Source organism: Chamaesiphon sp. GL140_3_metabinner_50 (assembly GCF_025361915.1).
In the GTDB taxonomy this organism is placed as follows: Bacteria; Cyanobacteriota; Cyanobacteriia; order Cyanobacteriales; family Chamaesiphonaceae; genus Chamaesiphon.
Window position 1 is genome coordinate 1 of record NZ_JANYJC010000213.1, and the last position, 3019, is coordinate 3019.

The window sequence follows — 3019 nt, forward strand, 5'->3', positions numbered from 1 at the left end:
GCGGTAGTAAATAATTTAGCGATCGCAATCCCCGCCGCACCCGCACCATTAATGGTAACTTTGACGGTATCGAGGGATTTTTTAACTAATTTGAGCGAGTTTAACAGTGCGGCAAGGGTGACGATCGCGGTACCATGTTGATCGTCGTGAAATACGGGAATATCTAATTCTGCCCGCAACCGAGCTTCGATTTCAAAACAACGCGGTGCGGCGATATCTTCGAGGTTAATTCCTCCAAATACAGGCGCGAGATGTTTGACGGTTTTGATAATTTCTTCGGTATCTTGAGTATCCAGACAGATGGGGAAGGCATCGAGTCCCGCAAATTCTTTGAATAACATCGCTTTGCCTTCCATTACAGGCATCGAAGCGGCTGCACCCAAATTTCCCAATCCTAATACGGCACTGCCATCGGTAACGATCGCGACTGTATTACACTTAATGGTAAGTTCGTAAACTCGCTCCGGTTCTTGAGCGATTGCCATACAAACGCGCCCGACTCCTGGCGTATAAGCCATCGCCAGATCCGACTGGCGAGTGAGGGGAATCTTGCTCTCCATCCGAATTTTACCACCGCGATGCAGTTGCATCGTCCGATCGAACGTCCGAGTCAGCACCACTTCGGGAATAGATTTGACAACTTCGACAATTTGGTCGCCATGTTCGGTACTAGTCGCATCGACAGTTACATCGATCCGCGACAGTGCCCGCGTTTGCTCGGTAATATCTAGGGAACTGATATTTCCCCCGACAGAAGCAATACCCTGAGCGATACTTGCCAGCATACCCGATCGATTGGGTACTTCCAAATGCATGGAAATACTGAAGGAGGAAGTAGGATTTAAATTTACCATCGCAGTTTTTGAAGCGTCCACAACTTGCAGCCCTTATTATATAGTGGTTTTCCGAACTCGCAAAAAAATTATTGCTTGACGATCGCCCCAGCAGGCACAATAGGATAGATACCATGCCAAACTCATTGTAATGATCTTTCCTAGTTTCGATCGCTTCAGTCAACTTGCCAGCGAAGGTAATTTCATCCCTGTCTATCAAGAATGGGTAGCCGATTTAGATACGCCTGTCTCGGCATGGTATAAAGTTTGTGCGGGTCAACCCTACAGCTTTTTGATGGAATCTGTCGAAGGTGGTGAAACTGTCGGGCGATATAGCTTCTTAGGCTGTAACCCATTATGGACGCTAGAAAATCGTGGCGATAGCACGACCAAAACTCATCGCGATGGCACTGTCTCGACATTTACAGGCGATCCGTTTCAAGTTTTGGCAGACTGTTTAGAACCGTATCACCCCGTTAAATTACCGCAGCTACCCAGCGGCATCGGTGGCGTATTTGGCTTCTGGGGCTACGAATTAATGAAATGGATTGAATCTAGAGTTCCCATCCATCCAGCCACCGCCGAAGACCTGCCAGATGGCTTGTGGATGCAAGTAGACCATTTAATTATCTTCGATCGCGTCAAACGTAAAATTTGGGCGATCGCGTATGCCGATGTTGGGGCTTGTAATGGCGATCTTGCCTTAGCTTATGCCCAGGCTAGCGATCGCGTCAAAACATTAGTCGCTAAACTCCAACAGCCCCTCGCACCCAAAACTTTAGAATGGACACCACCACAACCGAGTCCCCCCCTAACCGAACTCCCCGCCGCATATAGTAGCAATACCTCCAAAGCTGAATTTTGTGCCAATGTCGAAACCGCCAAAGCCCACATTACCGCAGGCGATATTTTCCAAGTCGTCGTTTCCCAACGATTATCCACTGAATATGCAGGCGATCCGTTCGACTTATATCGATCTTTAAGCTTAGTCAATCCCTCGCCCTATATGGCTTACTTTAACTTTGGCGATTGGCAGATTATCGGTTCTAGCCCCGAAGTAATGGTGCGTGCCGATCGCGATCGAGATGGTACGCTAAAAGCTACGCTGCGCCCGCTGGCTGGTACCAGGCGGCGCGGACAAACACCCGCCGAAGACGATGCTTTAGCCGCCGAACTACTCGCCGACACCAAAGAAGTCGCCGAACACGTCATGCTGGTAGACTTAGGGCGCAACGATCTGGGGCGAGTTTGTCAGAGTGGCACGGTAGTAGTCGATAAATTAATGACGATCGAACGGTACTCTCATGTTATGCACATTGTCAGTAATGCGATCGGACAACTCGCATCAGATAAAACCGCCTGGGATTTACTCAAAGCCTGTTTCCCAGCGGGTACCGTCAGCGGCGCGCCCAAAATCCGCGCCCTCGAAATTATTCACGCGCTCGAAGGCTGTCGGCGCGGTGCTTATTCAGGCGTATATGGGTATTACGATTTTGAAGGGCAATTAAATACCGCAATTACCCTACGGACGATGGTTGTGCGCCCTGATAGTGCGGGAAATCATACCGTGTCGGTACAAGCAGGTGCGGGCTTAGTGGCAGATTCCGATCCGGTGACTGAATATGAGGAAACTTTAAATAAAGCCAGGGGGTTACTCGAAGCAATCTGCTGTTTGGTACCAGATGTATAACCAGGTATGACCAGGTGGAGGGACAGCACTAGAACTGGCAACGGGCGTAACTCTGGATGCTGCTGGCGCATCGATTGACGGTACGATAGATGGTTAAAGTACCGTCACCTTTGAATTGGTTGGAGAAAATAAGGCTCGGTTGTAAAATTATGCGCTCAAATGTCGATCCTCAGAAAATCGAGCAACTTATGAAAGCATTGGGTCGAGAAGCCCGTGGTTCCGGCAGTATCTACTTTACAGGTGGTGCTAGTGCTCTACTGATTGGATGGCGTAGTTCTACGGTAGATATTGATATTCGTCTAGATCCCGAACCGCTAGGGATTTTTCAAGCTATCGCCAAGCTCAAACAAGAATTGGACATTAATATCGAACTGGCATCCCCTCAAGATTTCTTACCTCAACTTCCTGGATGGCGTGACAGAAGCGTTTTCATCGGACGGCAAGGTGAAATATCGTTTTATCATTATGATTTCACAGCTCAAGCTCTTTCTAAACT

Annotated in this window: 2 protein-coding genes and 1 pseudogene; 2 read left to right on the plus strand and 1 reads right to left on the minus strand. The window is 48.6% G+C overall.

Annotation, left to right across the window (positions count from 1 at the left end; all coding sequences use genetic code 11):
• The coding region (locus Q0R35_RS10710; RefSeq protein WP_295617439.1) for an ACT domain-containing protein at nt 1–854 on the minus strand (854 nt) is incomplete at its 3' end.
• 130 nt (nt 855–984) lie between these two features.
• Here Q0R35_RS10710 and Q0R35_RS10715 point away from each other — a divergent pair.
• A complete protein-coding gene (locus tag Q0R35_RS10715; RefSeq protein ID WP_295617436.1) occupies nt 985–2523 on the plus strand; it encodes an anthranilate synthase component I family protein in 1539 nt (512 codons plus the stop codon).
• Between the two features lie 149 nt (nt 2524–2672).
• Nucleotides 2673–3019, plus strand: a pseudogene (locus Q0R35_RS10720) (hypothetical protein); the annotation flags it as partial.

Excerpts from the sequence above, each read along its gene's own strand:
- Q0R35_RS10715 (WP_295617436.1), top strand. The coding sequence starts at position 985 with ATGATCTTTCCTAGTTTCGATCGCTTCAGTCAACTTGCCAGCGAAGGT.